A 15,002-nucleotide genomic window follows, 5' to 3' on the forward strand; every position below is an offset into this window, starting at 1 on the left:
TGTTTCTCGCCCCTTGCGAGCACACATCATTTTCAAGGCGCATCGCGCCCGCATGCAGACTAAACGAGGCTAGACCCCTGTGGCATTGACGATTCTTGGCCTGTCCGGCGCCCTTAGCCATGATCCTTCCGCAGCGCTGTACATCGACGGCAAGCTGGTGGCGGCGGCTGAAGAAGAGCGCTTCGTACGCGATAAACATGCAAAGAACCGCATGCCCTACGAATCGGCGAAGTTCTGTCTGGAGCAGGCCGGCATCAAGCCTTCCGACGTTGACGTGGTGGCGATTCCGTTCGCCCCGATCAGCCTGTTCGGCAAGGCCCGCTGGCACTACGCCAAGCGTTACTGGTACGCCCCGGACCGCGCCCTCGACGCGATCCTGATGGGCAACCGCCGCTACAAGCGTTATCGCAACAAGATCGTCTGGTGCCTCGAGCAACTGGGCTTCGATCCGAAGAAGATCAAGATCGAGCCGGTCGAGCACCACCTGGCTCACGCTTCCAGCGCCTACCACTGCTCCGGCTTCAAGGAGAAGACCGCGATCCTCGGGATCGACGGCAAGGGCGAGTACGCCACGACTTTCTTCGGCTACGGCGAAAACGGCAAGATCCACAAGATCAAGGAATTTTTCGATCCGGACTCCCTCGGCGGCCTGTATGGCGCGATCACCGAGTTCCTCGGCTTCGAGATGCTCGACGGCGAGTTCAAGGTCATGGGCATGGCGCCGTACGGCGATGCCAGCAAGTACGATTTCTCCCGCCTGGCCAGCTTTGAAAACGGCGAACTGGTGATCAACACCGATTACGCCAACGTCATCGGCCTGCGCCGTTATAAAGAGAAGGGCAAGGGTTTCTACTTCTCGCCGAAGCTGATCGAGTGGCTGGGTCCGAAGCGCGAAGGCGATATCGCCGACGAGCCGTACATCCACTACGCGGCCAGCATGCAGGCGCTGTTCGAGAAGCTGGCGCTGCAGATGATCGACCACTACCTGGGCGACATCCTCAAGGAAACCGGCAAGCTGGCCTTTGCCGGCGGCTGTGCGCTGAACGTCAAGCTGAACCAGAAGATCATCGCCCGTCCGGAAGTCAAAGAGCTGTTCGTGCAGCCGGCGTCCGGCGATGCCGGTACCGCGGTCGGTGCCGCGGCCTATGTTTCCCACGCTCGCGGCGTGCCGGTGGAGAAGATGGAACACGTCTATCTCGGCCCGTCCTACAGCAATGAAGACGTGATCGCCGCTTGTGCCCGCCACCCGAACAAGCCGGCCTGGCGCCAGATCGACAACACCCCCGAGCGTATCGCCAAGATCATGGTCGACGGCAACCCGGTGGCCTGGTTCCAGGGCCGCATGGAGTTCGGTCCGCGCGCCCTGGGCGGTCGTTCGATCATCGGTTGCCCGAGCGCTACCGGCGTGGCCGACCGCATCAACGAGCAGATCAAGTTCCGCGAGCGCTGGAGGCCTTTCTGCCCGTCGATGCTCGACACCGTCGGTCCGCAGATGATCAAGGTCGATCACCCGGCGCCATTCATGACCTTCACCTTCGAAGTGGCGGAAGAGTGGAAGACCCGTGTGCCGGAAGTGGTCCACGAAGACGGCACTTCCCGGGCCCAGGTGCTCAAGCGCGAATACAACCCGCGCTACTACGACATGATGAAGGCCCTGGAAGTCCTGACCGGCAACGGCGTGTCGCTGAACACCTCGCTCAATCGCCGTGGCGAGCCGATGATCTGCTCGCCGACCGACGCCCTGAACATGTTCTTCGGCTCCGATCTGCAGTACCTGATCATGGAAGACATCCTGGTAGTCAAAGACGGCGTGGATCCTTATGACACGCTCGGCTGAGCGCCACGTCCTGCAGTTCTGCCACGGCTATGACGGGCCGTTCCTGGACTGTGCCCGGCAATATGCCAGCCTGTTCGCGGGCAGCGGCTATCGCGTGACCACGGTGTTCCTCACCGGGGTCGCCGATGCCGAGGTGGCCGATGCCTGTGCCAGCGACGAAGTGCTGTTCATGGAATACAGCTCCAAGGCCATTCGTGGCCTGAAGCTGGGGGCGATACGCGACCTGCGCAAGATTGCCGCGTCGCGCAACTTCAGCTTCTGCATCGCCCACCGTTTCAAGCCGATCTACATCGCATTGCTGGGCACCGCGTTGCCGGTGATCGGCGTGCATCACGCGTTTGGCGATTACCAGCGCGGCAGTCGCCGCCTGTTCGCCAACCTGTTCCGCAAGCGCCTGAGCCTGCTCGGCGTGTCCGACGCGGTGCGCGATGACATGCGCAGTTGCCTGCCACAATGGCCGGCGGCGCGGATCCAGACGCTGTACAACCGGATCGACGTCGAAGCCTTGCAGGCTACCCAGTTGTCCAAGGCCGAAGCGCGCCAGGAACTGGGGCTGTCGCCTTCCGCCTGGATCGTCGGCAATGTCGGGCGTCTGCACCCGGACAAGGACCAGGCCACCCTGCTGCGCGGGTTTGCCGCGGCATTGCCGGGGCTGCCTCGGGAAAGCCAGCTGGCGATTCTCGGTAGCGGGCGTCTGGAGCAGAACCTCAAGGACCTTTCTCGCGAGCTGGGCATTGCCGACCGCGTGCTGTTCCTCGGCCAGGTCACAGAAGCCCGGCGTTATTTCCGTGCTTTCGATGCCTTTGCCCTGAGCTCCGACCACGAGCCATTCGGCATGGTGCTGCTGGAGGCCATGGCCGCTGGCGTGCCTTTGCTGGCGACGGCCTGTGGCGGTGCCAAGGAAGTGGTCGAAGGCGTCGGCATCCTGTTCCCGCTGGGCGATGCCGAGCATATGGCCCAGGGCCTGCAACACCTGGCCGGGATGGATGAGAACCAGCGCTTGCTGTGCGCCGAGCTGATGTTCGAGCGCCTGCGCGAGCGCTTCTCCGACCGTGCTGTACGCGACGCCTTCTGGCGTCTGCCGCAAGTTACCGATCTGACCGCGAGGCCCTGATGCTCAATCGATTCCAAGGCTGGCGCGAGCGTGGCTGGTCGGTCGTCGACGCCTCGACTTATGCCGCCGCCTGGCAGCGTTTTGGCGGCAGCGTCGCCACCCACCCGCTGGTGGTGGAGCGCCTGGCGAACCTGGCGGGCATCCCGGTCCGCTACCTGGCCTGGGAACAGGCCGGTGAACTGCGGGCGGCGATCCCGACCTGGGGGCGCGACCTGGCGCTGTCCAAGGACGTGCTCAAGCGCCGTGGCAAGAAAGGCCTGTTCGACCTGGGCAACGCCGAGCTGATCCTGCCGGCGGCGCCTGAGACCCAGGCCCCGCTGCGTCATCGCGGTCGTTATCTGTCGGCCTTGAACCAGGGCCGGTTCAGCACCCTCAAGCTCCAGGCCGAGCAATTGGCCATGGCCCGCACACCTGAAGAGCTGTCGAAGAAGTTCCGCTACAACCAGCGCCGCGAACTGCGCTTGCTGGAAGAGGCGGGCGGCGTGGTGCGCCCGGTCAGCGAGTTCTCCAGCCAGGAGCTGGCGGCCATCTACTGCGATCTGTTCCAGCGGCGCTGGGGGTTCCCGGCCACCGGTGCCGAGCGCATGGCCGAAGTCATCGAGTTGCTGCGCGAGTTGCTGATCGGCTCGGTGATTTTCCTCAACGATGCGCCGATCGCCATTCAGCTGGTGTACCGGGTCGAAGCGCCGGAGTGGATCAGCGTCGAATACATCAACGGTGGCGTCGATCCTGAAACCCGCGAGTTCAGCCCCGGCAGCGTGTTGAGTTTCCTCAATACGCAAAGCGCCTGGGAGCAGGCGCGGGCCATCGACAAGCCGCTGCGTTTCTCCTTCGGTCGCGCCGATCGCGAATACAAGGATCGTTGGTGCAATCCGGTTCCGGTGTTCACGGTATGAATCAGCCTCCGAGTCGCAAGCAACAGTTGCTCAAACGCCATCGCCGGCAGAAGCGCCTGGGCCTGCTGATCGGCCTGCTGGTACTGGTGGCTATCGGTGTGCTGGTGGCCTGGTGGCTGCCGCTGCTGCTCGCGGTGCTGGCCTGGGTGGCCCATGAGGCCTGGTTCGCCGACCATCTGTTTTATTCGCCCCGGGACGATTATCAGTACAGCTTTCCGTTCGGCACCGAGCAGCCCAAGGTCCACCTGGACAAGCAGCGCTTGGTGCTGGACCAGGCGATCGACCTGGCGGGGGACGAAACCCTGATCCTCGCGGTAAAGGTCAGCAGCAGCTGGCTGGGGCGCTTTTTCGACCCCTCCGTCTCCTTGGCGGAGCAGGATCGGCAGACGTTCGAGCGTGGCGTGAACGGCCTGCGTTATCTCAACCTCAGCGGGCTGGCCCGACCTCTGGCCAGCGGCGAGCTGCAATTGCGCGGACGTTTCTGTCGGGTGCACGGCGAACCGCTGTTGTCGGTGTTCCGTGAGCCGGACTATCGCCACCAGCGGGTGATGGTCATCGCCCCCCACGCCGACGATGCCGAACTGGCGGCCTTCGGTCTGTACAGCCAGGCTGACGAAGCCTGGATCGTCACGTTGACCGCGGGCGAGATCGAAGCCGAGCATTACCGGCAGATGGGCATGAACGCTGCAGATGCGGCGCGGATCAAGGGTCGGCTGCGGGCCTGGGACAGCATTGCGGTGCCGCGTTGGGCCGGGGTCGCCGAGGAACGTTGTGTGCAGCTGGGGTATTTCTGCCTGCAACTGCCGGCCATGCAGGCGGCGCCGAACCGGCCTGTGGCGTCCCGCGAGGCCGAACTGTCGGATATCCGCCTGTTCCGCAAGTTCAACCCGTTCCCGTTGCCGGCGGATGCCGATGGCGCGCCGACCTGGAACAATCTCCTGGCCGACCTGCGGGCGCTGTTGCTCAAGGCCCGCCCCGAGGTGATAGTGCTGCCGCATCCGACACTCGACCCGCACCCGGACCACATCTGCGCCCAGCAGGCGGTATTGGAAGCGTTGCAGGGGCTGGAGTGGCAGCCGACCACCTTGCTCGGTTATGCCAACCATTTGCATGACAACGACCGCTGGCCGATGGGCGATTCAGGGGCGGGCATTGCCCTGCCGCCGGTGTTCGACCCGGCCCAGGTGCTCAGGCCCTGCTGCTTGCCGCTGTCGGTCGAACAGCAACGGGACAAGGCGATGGCCCTGGGCATGATGCACGACCTGCAGCCGCGAGCGCCGTTCAAGCGCCGGCTGCGACGGGTCCTGCAGCGTGTGCTGGCTGGCCGCGCCGCTTCGCCTTATGGCGAGAACGAGTTTTTCCGCAAGGCGGTACGCCGGCATGAGCTGTTCTGGCGTTTGTAAATTGATATTGCATGACACCCTTTTGCCTGTCGGCCAGGGTAGTTTCGCTCTTTTGTCCGGTTGCTCACGGCTGCAAGGAAGATGATGAAGGTTCTATTTCTGGTGCAGAAAGAACAGCGGGCCATTCTGGACCGCCTGTACGAAGGCGTTGCCGCCCATTGCGAATGCGACCTGCGGTGGTTGAGCAGTGACGAGCAGCGCAACCTGCGTGGCTATTTCCGCCGTGAGGTGGATGTATCGCGCTACGACCGTATCGTGTTCTTCCTGCGTTTCAAGCAGGAAATCCGCCAGGCGAGCTTCATCCGCAGCATTCCCAACCTGGTGATCCTCGAGCACGACGCCTACCAGAACTACATCCCTTGCAAGTACACCGGCAAGTTCAGCGCGCACTACCGCCGCCTGCCGTGGGCGCGGGTGATCAGTTCGGGGTTCATGGTCAGCGAGCGCTTGCGCGAGGAAGGTTTCGACGCGGTATTCGTGCCCAAGGGCTACGACCAGACCCTGCTGCAGGATCAGGGCCGCGAGCGGGATATCGAGCTGGCATTCGTCGGCAGCACCAACAGCGTGGCCTACAGCGGGCGCAAGGCGCTGCTCGACGAACTCGGCCAGGTCGAGCCCTTGGTGGTGACGCGGACCAAGTCGGGTGAAGAGTATTGCGACACCCTCAACCGTATCCGCTTTTTCGTCAGTGCCGACGTCGGCATGGGCGAATACATGATCAAGAACTTCGAGGCCATGGCCTGTGGCTGTGTGTTGCTGGCATTCGACCAGGGTGAGGCGGAAAACCGCGCGCTGGGCTTGCAGGACCTGCACAACGTGGTCTTTTATCAGAACATCCCGCAATTGCAGGAAAAACTCGCCATGTTGCGCGCCGATCCGGCCCTGGCGCAGAGCATCGCGCGAAACGGCCGCGATATGGCGGTCTCTCAGTTCAGCTTCGCCCGTATCGGGCAGCGCATCGTCGAGGAACTCCAGCCCGCATTGCGGCCTCGTGCACCCTTGAGCTTTATCGAGCGCGTACGCTCGAAACTGGGTGTTTGACAGCGGTCACCGAGCCCTTAATAGTGATCGCACTTTGTCGTAGGTGAGAATCAAGTGCAGTTTAGTCAAGAGAGTGACATCACGTTGGTGGTCACCAGTTGCGGTCGCCTGGACCTGCTCAAGCTCACGCTGGAGAGTTTCGATCGCTTCAACAGCGCGCCGATCCGCGAAGTCTTCATCACCGAAGATGCTGGCGACGAGCGGGTGCGTACGGCTGTGCCTGCCCATTGGAAAGATCACTGTACCTTCTTCGTCAACCGGCCGAAGCTCGGTCAGTTGGCGTCGATCGACCTGGCCTACGAGCAGGTCAAGACCCCCTACATCTTCCATTGCGAAGACGACTGGGAGTTCTACCGCCCGGGTTTTGTCGAGGATTCGAAAGCGATTCTCGAGCGGCGCCCGGACATCCTGCAGGTCTGGTTGCGCAGTTATGCCCACGACCTGCGAATCCATAGCCCTTACATCCACTTGGGTGCCCGCGAGTTGATCGGTGGTGTGCCTTGTTATCCGCTGATCTCCGACAAACCCGAGTGGCAGAGCTTTTCCCTGAACCCGGGCTTGCGCCGGCTGGCAGAGTATCGACTGTGCGCGCCTTTCGCCGGGCACGGAGGCGAGAAAGCGCTGTCCAAGCGCTATGCTGAGCTGAACCTGACAGCTGTCAGCCTGGAAGGCGACGCGGTGCTGCATACAGGCTTCGGTCTGCATGTGGAGACTGCCGCCGAGCGGCAGCGTAAGGCTCGGCGCAGTCGTCGCGAGCAAATCAAGCTTGTTTTAGTCCTGTTGGTTGGAGTCGGTATTGGCTGGTTTATCAATTAGTTCTACCGGTTTCACTTTCCCGAATACCGCGAAAGGGCTATGTGCCCAATGAGCATTCTCAACATCATGTGGGCAGGCGGCAGTGCATTTGCCTCCGTTCACAAGGTTCACCAGCAGATCCTCTCTCAGGCCGAGCCAGGCACTGTGGTCAAGACCTGGCTGCTGCAAGGCTCGTCCACCGGATGCGTTGCCGAAGTGGGGGAATGCCGGGAGTGGAACCTGTCGTCGGCGCGGCTGAAGGGCAAGCATTTCTGGCGCTTGCTCAAACCCTGGCTGCGGGACAGTTTTCGCAAGGCGTTGCGGGAAAGCGATGCCCAGGTGTTGTTGCTCGATGGCCTGGGGGTGGCGCGTACCTTGTTGCCGGTCCTCAAGTCATTGCCGCACATGCGTGCGGTGGTGGTGATCCATGGTTCCACGCGCTTGCACCGCAAGGATCAACAGCTGTTCCGGCAGTTCCCCGCTTCGCAGCTGACTCTCGCGGCTGTTTCGCAGACCCTGGCTTCATCCCTCGAAGACGATTTGCAGATGCCGGTGACGGCCTTGCGCAGCGCGTTCAATCCGCACGAGTTCAACGCAAGGCTGCTACCGCGTGCCGAGGCCCGGGCCACCCTCGGCCTGCCCGCGGGCGATGCTCCGGTATTCGGCGCGGTCGGGCGTCTGGTGGACGATAAGGGTTTTGCTTGCCTGTTGGAGGCCTTCGCCAAGGCCCTGGCGAGCCGGCCGGAGATGCGTCTGGTGATTATCGGCGAGGGTTCGAATCGCGCAGCGCTCGAGGCCCGCATCAACCGGCTGGGCCTGCAAGACAAGGTTTCGCTGCCTGGGCATCTGAAGCATGCGGCGATGCTTTACAAGGCATTCGACTGGGTGGCCATCCCGTCGCTGGACGAGGGCCTGGGGCTGATCCTGCAGGAAGCAGTGATGTCCGGTGTGCCGGTATTGACCAGCGATTTGCCAGTGTTCCGTGAGCAGTTGGCTGAAACCGGGCGTTATGCGCCGGTGAATGATATCGACGCCTGGCAAGAGGCGATTCTTCAGGCCCTCGGCCTGCCCGCCCAGAGCATCGCGGCGGATCAGTACGCTGCTCTGGCCCCCGACCTGGCCTGGCAGCGCTTCAGCCAGGCGGCCACTACCCTGCTGTCATGCCGAAAGTAGGGCCTGTTCCAATGCTTGTATCGGAAAGCTCCCATTCAGCTTCTCCCGGGCAATATAGCGGGCGAAGTGTTGCAGGTTGCGTTTGATCAAATGACGCGGCAATGGCCCGCGGAAGAAGCGCATGTCGGCCACGTCGATCAGGCCGAAGCGGTTATCCGGGGTGATGACGATGTTGCCCAGGTGCAGCGAGCGAAAGTAGATCCCCGAGGTATGCAGGCTACGAATCAGCTCGACCAGGGCCGGCAAGGTCTGCTGCCAGTCGAAGCCTTCCTTGCTGGCGACCTGGCGCAGGGTTTCGCCTGGCAGCGGTCGGTAAAGCACCGCGGTCATGCCGGGTTGTTCCAGGCGGTAGAAGTCCAGAACCTGCAGCGTGGGAACGCCGAGTTGTTCCAGGCGTGCGGCGTTGTCGATGAAGCGCGTCGAATAGGGCCGAAACAGGGCGGATGAAAAAAGACGCTTGCGCCGGAACAGTTTCAGAATATTCCCATCCTGCAACAGGTAGACTTTCGGGCCGTAACTGTCGGCCTCCAGAATCCTGGCGCCTTCAATCATCTGATTCAAAGTGGCTTGGGGAAGCCGGGAGCATTGCATCGTAGGAAGCCTTGTCGAAGTGGCGGGCACAGTGACGGGCAATGATGCCGAAAAGTTGTTGTTTTAACCATGCCGGTTTGGCTGGTGAACCATTTAGGAGCGAATAGATGCAGGCCACACGTTGGGCGCAAGTATGGATGACAATCGGGTTGCTATGGTTTTTGCTGGCCATCGCACTGGCGCCCACCAACAAGATCTACCAGCAGGGGCTGGTGGCCTTCCTGTGGTTGCCGGCAATGATTCTGGCCTGGTCCGCACGTGAGCGTCTGATCGAATGGTGGCGTTCCCAGCGCTGGATTGGTCTGGCATTGCTGGGACTGGCGATATGGGGGCTGATCAGCCTGACATGGACGCAAGCGGCGGACCCGTCACGCGAGGCCAAGCGCTTGCTGTACATCGCGGTGTTCCTGCTGTTCTTCCCGATTTTCGCCAATGCCCGCCCGGAGCGGGTGATTACTGTCATGCAGTGGGGCGGCATAGGGCTTGCGGTGACGGCTTTACTGTCCATTATCCAGTTCTACTGGATTCATGGAAATGTCTGGTGGGGACGCCTGGAAGGGCTGGGCGAGTTGGGCCATCCGATCCTGGGCGGTTATGTCATTGGCCTCACTGCTATCTGGTTGCTGCATTGGATGCCGCGCACTCGTTCTCTTCAAGCGGTATGGCTGGTAGCGTTGGCGCTGCTCGGCGCGTTCGTCGTGTTGTGCCAGAGCCGTGGTGCTGCCCTGGCTCTGTTCCTGACCGTGTTGGCGATGCCGATCTGGTGCCGCGACCGACTCAGCCGTATGTTCGCGGCCGCGGCATTGTTGCTGGCGATGCTGGCGTTCTGGTTTCTCGAACCTTTGGTCATGGCACGTGGGGTTTCCTTTCGCCCGCAGATTCTGATGGCCAGTCTGCAGATGATCGCCGAACATCCATGGACAGGCCTCGGCCTGGGCTCGAGCTATGACGTGCTGGTCGACGGTTTGACATTCGACCATGCCCACAACCTGTTCACCCACATTGCCATTGAACTGGGTATCCCCGGACTATTGCTCTGGATCGTGGCCTGGTTTGCCGTCTTGCGCGAAGCCTGGCGCGCCCGTGAAACGCTTTATGGTCGGGGCGTCATCGGGATCTGGCTGTTCTCTTTCCTGGCCATGCAGTTCGATGCTGCGAGCCTGACGGGGACCCCTCGCGCCGAATGGTTCATCAGTTGGCTGCCGATCGGTCTGGCCACTGTTTTGGTCTGGGCACGGGGCGGTCACACAGGCTGTGATAAAATCCCGCGTTCCTCCTAAACAGTGAGCTCGACGATGAGTGATGCACCGCTCAAAGCGGAACAGGATTCCAGCCTGAAAATCTATTTTCGGCTGTTGGGGTATGTAAAACCCTACATAGGCATTTTCCTGCTGAGTATCGTGGGCTTCGTGATATTTGCATCCACCCAGCCGATGCTGGCGGGCATTCTCAAATATTTCGTCGACGGCTTGAGCAATCCCGAAGCGGTGCTCTTCCCCAACGTTCCCTATCTGCGCGACTTGCAACTATTGATGGCGGTGCCGCTGCTGATCATCCTGATCGCGGCGTGGCAGGGGCTCGGCTCTTTCCTCGGCAACTACTACCTGGCGAAGGTTTCCCTGGGGCTGGTGCATGACCTGCGGGTCGAGCTGTTCAACAAGCTGCTGGTCCTGCCGAACCGCTATTTCGATACCCATAACTCCGGGCATCTGATTTCCCGCATCACCTTCAACGTCACCATGGTCACCGGTGCCGCCACCGACGCCATCAAGGTGGTGATTCGCGAAGGCCTGACGGTAGTGTTCCTGTTCGTTTACCTGTTGTGGATGAACTGGAAGCTGACCCTGGTGATGCTGGCGATCCTGCCGTTGATTGCGATCATGGTTGGCAGTACCAGCAAGAAATTCCGCAAGCAGAGCAAGAAGATCCAGGTGGCGATGGGCGATGTGACCCATGTGGCCTCCGAGACCATTCAAGGCTATCGCGTGGTTCGCAGCTTCGGTGGCGAAAGCTACGAGCAGCAGCGTTTCGTCGACGCCAGCCAGAGCAACACCGATAAACAGCTGCGTATGACCAAGACCGGTGCGGTCTACACGCCGATGCTGCAGTTGGTGATCTACTCCGCCATGGCGGTGTTGATGTTCCTGGTGCTGTTCCTGCGTGGCGATGCCACCGCGGGCGACCTGGTGGCCTACATCACCGCGGCGGGCCTGCTGCCCAAGCCGATTCGCCAGCTCTCGGAAGTCAGTTCGACCATCCAGAAAGGCGTGGCGGGCGCGGAAAGCATCTTCGAACAGCTGGACGTCGAGCCTGAAGTCGATCGGGGACAGATCGAGCGTGAGCGCATCGAGGGTCGCCTGGACGTGCGCAACCTGAGCTTCACCTATCCGGGCACCGACCGGGAAGTGCTGAAGGACATCAGCTTCTGCGCGGCTCCCGGGCAGATGATCGCGCTGGTCGGCCGCTCCGGCAGCGGCAAGTCGACCCTGGCCAGCCTGATTCCGCGCTTCTATCACCACGAAACGGGGCAGATTCTCCTCGATGACGTGGAAATCGAGGATTACCGCCTGCGCAACCTGCGCCGGCATGTGGCCCAGGTGACCCAGCATGTGACCCTGTTCAACGACAGCGTGGCCGCCAACATTGCCTATGGCGACCTGGCCGGGGCGCCGCGGGAAGACATCGAGAAGGCGGCGACGGATGCCTATGCCATGGACTTCATTTCGCAGTTGCCCGAAGGCCTGGACACCCAGGTCGGCGAGAACGGCGTGCTGCTCTCCGGCGGTCAGCGCCAGCGTCTGGCGATTGCCCGAGCCCTGTTGAAGAATGCGCCGTTGCTGATTCTCGACGAGGCTACCTCGGCCCTGGATACCGAATCCGAGCGGCATATCCAGGCGGCCCTGGACAAGGTGATGAAGGGGCGCACCACCCTGGTGATCGCACACCGCCTGTCGACCATCGAGAAGGCCGACCTGATTCTGGTCATGGATCAGGGGCGGATCGTCGAGCGCGGTACTCATGTCGACCTGCTGGCGCAGAACGGCTACTACTCGCGTCTGCATGCCATGGGCCTGGACGAGCCTGCCTCCGAAGGCATTGCCTGAGCCAGCGCCCGGGTGGGCACTGCCCACCCTGGAACAGCCCCGGCGTGCAATGCGCCGGCGGTCTTTGTATCCCGCCCCTTACAGTCTTGACCAAGCCTAAATAATCCAGCGCCTCGTGCTTGTTATGGTTCCAGCCTCAATCGTCGACTGAATCGAGGGGGCCAACCCCGTCGCGCGGGTACTGGAATGCTGCAACGTTATCTGTGGAAGTTATTGCCCAAGTCGCAACGGGCGTTTTTGCTTGGGCGCCTGTCGGTGGTGGACCGGCAGGTGGTGAACAAGGCCATGTCCGCCAACGTCCGTTTTCCGGCGCCATTCCGTCAGCGCGGTTGTGTGTTCATCCATGTGCCCAAGTGCGCGGGGAGCAGCCTGTGTTCGGCATTGTTCGACGGCTGGACGCCCGGCCATCTGCCCCTGTACTGGTACGAGCAACAGTTTCCCCAGCAATTCGCCAGCAGTTTCAAGTTCGCCGTGGTCCGCGATCCCCTGGAGCGGGCCTATTCGGCCTATGCCTTTCTGCGTGGCAACGAGCTCAGTCGTCGCGACCAGGCCGCTCAGCGGCTGGTCAGCCACTATCGCGATTTCGATGATTTTGTCGGTCGCTGGCTGCACCCGGAAAATATCCACAAGCAACTGCACTTCGCCCCGCAGACCGATTTTCTGGTGGACTCCATGGGACGCCTGGACATGGACTTCATCGGCTATCAGGAGCACCTGCAGCGCGACTATCAGTTGCTCAGCGAGCATCTGGGCGTGAGCAGGACTCTGCCGCATCTCAATGAATCGCGGCAACGGAGCGAGGCGCCTGCCCGGGACTTCTGCACGGTGCGCACCCGACGACTGGTGCGTCGGGCCTACCAGCGCGACTACGAGATGCTCGGCTATGAATGAGCCCCTGCCACCGCGTTGCCCACAACCGGACATCCGCCCCAGCAGCCTGTCCCTGACCGCGATCGAGCGGGCGGCGCTCAAGCAGCAACGCCCGCGCTGTATCTGGCTGACCGGTTTGTCCGGCGCCGGCAAATCGACCCTGGCCAACCTGCTGGAGTTGCGGTTGAACGGGCAGGGCCTGCATACCTTTGTCCTCGATGGCGACAACGTGCGCGGTGGCCTGTGTCGTGACCTGGGCATGGACACCGAGGCGCGCAAGGAAAATATCCGGCGCCTGGCCGAGGTGGCGAGGTTGATGGTGGAGGCGGGGTTGATCGTGATCGTTTCGGCGATATCACCGTTTCGCGCGGAGCGCGCCGCTGCCCGGGCCTTGTTCGCGGCGGACGAATTTCTCGAGGTGTACGTGAGCACTGCGTTCGCTGTCTGTGCCCGACGCGATCCCAAAGGCCTCTATCAGGCGGCGAGCGAAGGGCGTATCCGGGACTTCACCGGGCTCGACAGCCCCTATGAAGCGCCACTGGATCCTGACTGCGAGATCGATACCGAAACGGTTGGACTGGCCTGCGCGACAGACCGGCTCATGGCGCTTTTGCTCAATAAATGAACAGTTTGGGTCGATCGCGAATACTCGTGCAGCGGTAGAACTAGGCAGCGTTCACCCTGTGTTAATATCGCGCCCCTGTTCATTTTGTATGTGGGTTGCTCCATGAAGTTGTCCATGCCGCGATTCGATCAAGCCCCTGTCTTGGTGGTCGGCGATGTCATGCTCGACCGTTACTGGCATGGTGGTACCTCACGGATTTCCCCTGAGGCGCCGGTACCGGTAGTCAAGGTCGAGCAAATCGAGGACCGCCCGGGCGGTGCCGCGAACGTTGCCTTGAACATTGCCGCGCTCGGCGCACCGGCCTCGCTGGTTGGCGTCACCGGCGACGACGAGGCTGCCGACAGTCTCTCCAACAGTCTTGAGGGGGCGGGCGTACGCGCCTTGTTCCAACGCATTGCCCACCAGCCGACCATCGTCAAGCTGCGGGTCATGAGCCGGCACCAGCAACTGCTGCGTATCGATTTCGAAGAACCTTTCGCCACCGACGCCCTGGCGTTGGGCGCTGAAGTCGACCGGTTGCTGGACGGCATCAAGGTGCTGGTGTTGTCCGACTACGGCAAGGGAGCCCTGAGGAATCATCAGGCGCTGATCCAGGCCGCGCGTGCCCGTGGCATCCCGGTGCTGGCGGACCCGAAAGGCAAGGACTTTTCGATTTACCGCGGCGCCAGCCTGATCACCCCGAACCTCAGCGAGTTCGAAACCATAGTCGGCGGTTGCATCGACGAGCACGACCTGGTCAGCAAAGGCGCCAAGCTGATGCACGACCTGGAACTGGGCGCCTTGCTGGTGACCCGTGGCGAACACGGCATGACCCTGCTGCGTCCCGACCACCCGGCGCTGCACTTGCCGGCCCGGGCCCGTGAAGTGTTCGACGTCACCGGTGCCGGCGATACAGTGATTTCTACCCTGGCGGCGGCAATCGCGGCGGGTGAAGAGCTGCCGCACGCGGTGGCCCTGGCCAACCTGGCCGCCGGCATCGTGGTCGGCAAGCTGGGTACCGCGGCCATCAGCGCACCGGAGCTGCGTCGCGCGATCCAGCGTGAAGAAGGTTCCGAGCGCGGTGTGCTGAGCCTCGACCAGCTGCTGCTGGCGATCGACGATGCGCGTGCGCACAAAGAGAAGATCGTCTTCACCAACGGCTGTTTCGACATCCTCCATGCCGGCCACGTGACCTACCTCGAGCAGGCGCGGGCCCAAGGCGATCGCCTGATCGTGGCGATCAACGACGATGCCTCGGTCAGCCGCCTGAAAGGGCCGGGCCGTCCGATCAACAGCGTCGACCGGCGCATGGCAGTACTGGCCGGCCTGGGCGCGGTGGACTGGGTCATCAGTTTCCCCGAGGGTACTCCGGAAAACCTGCTGGCCCAGGTCAAGCCGGACGTGCTGGTCAAAGGCGGGGATTACTCGGTCGACCAGGTGGTCGGCGCCGATATCGTCAAGGCTTATGGCGGTGTGGTGAAGGTGCTGGGCCTGGTGGAGAACAGTTCCACCACGGCCATAGTCGAGAAGATCCGCAAGACCGAATAAGGCTTGCCGCCAATCCGCCCACTCTC

General features: G+C 62.2%; 13 protein-coding genes. 12 read left to right on the plus strand and 1 reads right to left on the minus strand.

Annotated elements, in window-relative coordinates; genetic code table 11:
- The first annotated feature begins 79 nt into the window (after window positions 1-79).
- The 7 genes from CXQ81_RS04990 to CXQ81_RS05020 all read left to right on the plus strand — a co-directional run bounded on the left by CXQ81_RS04990 (window position 80) and on the right by CXQ81_RS05020 (window position 8,259).
- Window positions 80-1,837 carry a carbamoyltransferase gene (locus CXQ81_RS04990; protein WP_007922192.1) on the plus strand — a complete coding sequence of 586 codons (1,758 nt, stop codon included), beginning with the start codon at window positions 80-82 and terminating at the stop codon, window positions 1,835-1,837.
- Entirely contained in the window at window positions 1,821-2,951 is a 1,131-nt protein-coding gene (locus CXQ81_RS04995; protein ID WP_101336651.1) for a glycosyltransferase, read from the plus strand. The genes CXQ81_RS04990 and CXQ81_RS04995 overlap by 17 nt, the downstream gene beginning before the upstream one ends.
- On the plus strand, window positions 2,951-3,847 hold the full coding sequence (locus CXQ81_RS05000; protein WP_101336652.1) for an antimicrobial resistance protein Mig-14: 897 nt from the start codon (window positions 2,951-2,953) through the stop codon (window positions 3,845-3,847). The genes CXQ81_RS04995 and CXQ81_RS05000 overlap by 1 nt, the downstream gene beginning before the upstream one ends.
- Window positions 3,844-5,250, plus strand: a complete 1,407-nt coding sequence (locus tag CXQ81_RS05005; protein WP_101336653.1) for a PIG-L deacetylase family protein — start codon at window positions 3,844-3,846, stop codon at window positions 5,248-5,250. Before CXQ81_RS05000 ends, CXQ81_RS05005 begins: the two co-directional genes overlap by 4 nt.
- An 84-nt stretch (window positions 5,251-5,334) precedes the next feature.
- On the plus strand, window positions 5,335-6,291 hold the full coding sequence (locus CXQ81_RS05010; RefSeq protein ID WP_101336654.1) for a glycosyltransferase: 957 nt from the start codon (window positions 5,335-5,337) through the stop codon (window positions 6,289-6,291).
- A 54-nt stretch (window positions 6,292-6,345) separates the two neighbouring features.
- Window positions 6,346-7,107, plus strand: a complete 762-nt coding sequence (locus CXQ81_RS05015) for a hypothetical protein (protein ID WP_101336655.1) — start codon at window positions 6,346-6,348, stop codon at window positions 7,105-7,107.
- 48 nt (window positions 7,108-7,155) lie between these two features.
- The gene (locus tag CXQ81_RS05020) at window positions 7,156-8,259 is read left to right on the plus strand and encodes a glycosyltransferase (protein WP_101336656.1); all 1,104 of its coding nucleotides are present in this window, start codon (window positions 7,156-7,158) and stop codon (window positions 8,257-8,259) included.
- Here the strand turns inward: CXQ81_RS05020 and CXQ81_RS05025 are convergent.
- Window positions 8,245-8,850 carry a toluene tolerance protein gene (locus CXQ81_RS05025; protein WP_101336657.1) on the minus strand — a complete coding sequence of 202 codons (606 nt, stop codon included), beginning with the start codon at window positions 8,848-8,850 and terminating at the stop codon, window positions 8,245-8,247. The two genes, CXQ81_RS05020 and CXQ81_RS05025, sit on opposite strands and share 15 nt — an antisense overlap.
- Before the next feature lie 107 nt (window positions 8,851-8,957).
- Between CXQ81_RS05025 and CXQ81_RS05030 the strand changes: the two genes are divergently transcribed.
- From CXQ81_RS05030 to hldE, 5 genes are all read left to right on the plus strand, one after another.
- Window positions 8,958-10,130 carry an O-antigen ligase gene (locus tag CXQ81_RS05030; RefSeq protein WP_101336658.1) on the plus strand — a complete coding sequence of 391 codons (1,173 nt, stop codon included), beginning with the start codon at window positions 8,958-8,960 and terminating at the stop codon, window positions 10,128-10,130.
- A gap of 15 nt (window positions 10,131-10,145) precedes the next feature.
- Window positions 10,146-11,954, plus strand: a complete 1,809-nt coding sequence (msbA, locus tag CXQ81_RS05035) for a lipid A export permease/ATP-binding protein MsbA (protein ID WP_007922170.1) — start codon at window positions 10,146-10,148, stop codon at window positions 11,952-11,954.
- Between the two features lie 186 nt (window positions 11,955-12,140).
- Complete coding sequence (locus CXQ81_RS05040) at window positions 12,141-12,845, plus strand: sulfotransferase family 2 domain-containing protein (protein WP_101336659.1); 705 nt, start codon at window positions 12,141-12,143, stop codon at window positions 12,843-12,845.
- On the plus strand, window positions 12,838-13,449 hold the full coding sequence (gene cysC, locus CXQ81_RS05045; protein WP_101336660.1) for an adenylyl-sulfate kinase: 612 nt from the start codon (window positions 12,838-12,840) through the stop codon (window positions 13,447-13,449). Before CXQ81_RS05040 ends, cysC begins: the two co-directional genes overlap by 8 nt.
- A 102-nt stretch (window positions 13,450-13,551) precedes the next feature.
- Window positions 13,552-14,976 carry a bifunctional D-glycero-beta-D-manno-heptose-7-phosphate kinase/D-glycero-beta-D-manno-heptose 1-phosphate adenylyltransferase HldE gene (gene hldE / locus CXQ81_RS05050; protein WP_007921454.1) on the plus strand — a complete coding sequence of 475 codons (1,425 nt, stop codon included), beginning with the start codon at window positions 13,552-13,554 and terminating at the stop codon, window positions 14,974-14,976.
- Window positions 14,977-15,002 lie beyond the last annotated feature (26 nt).

Origin of the sequence: Pseudomonas sp. 09C 129 (genome assembly GCF_002843625.1) — a bacterium.
GTDB lineage: Bacteria > Pseudomonadota > Gammaproteobacteria > Pseudomonadales > Pseudomonadaceae > Aquipseudomonas > Aquipseudomonas chlororaphis.